The sequence below is a fragment of the Blautia sp. MCC270 genome (assembly GCF_018785605.1).
GTDB lineage: Bacteria > Bacillota > Clostridia > Lachnospirales > Lachnospiraceae > Blautia_A > Blautia_A fusiformis.
In genome coordinates this window covers 1-401 of record NZ_WQQD01000022.1, presented here as the reverse complement: position 1 = coordinate 401, position 401 = coordinate 1, and the positions used below count along the sequence as shown (strand labels likewise).

The 401-nt window shown below is 54.6% G+C and carries 1 rRNA gene; it reads left to right on the top strand.

The features are described from left to right. Positions 1-390 (top strand): 16S ribosomal RNA (locus GPK58_RS07510); the annotation flags it as partial. Positions 391-401: the final 11 nt, after the last annotated feature.

The following is a 401-nucleotide window of genomic DNA, read 5'->3' as shown; positions in this document are numbered from 1 at the left end:
GGAGACTGCCAGGGATAACCTGGAGGAAGGCGGGGATGACGTCAAATCATCATGCCCCTTATGATTTGGGCTACACACGTGCTACAATGGCGTAAACAAAGGGAAGCGAACCTGCGAGGGTGGGCAAATCCCAAAAATAACGTCCCAGTTCGGACTGTAGTCTGCAACCCGACTACACGAAGCTGGAATCGCTAGTAATCGCGGATCAGAATGCCGCGGTGAATACGTTCCCGGGTCTTGTACACACCGCCCGTCACACCATGGGAGTCAGTAACGCCCGAAGTCAGTGACCTAACCGCAAGGAAGGAGCTGCCGAAGGCGGGACCGATGACTGGGGTGAAGTCGTAACAAGGTAGCCGTATCGGAAGGTGCGGCTGGATCACCTCCTTTCTAAGGAAAAA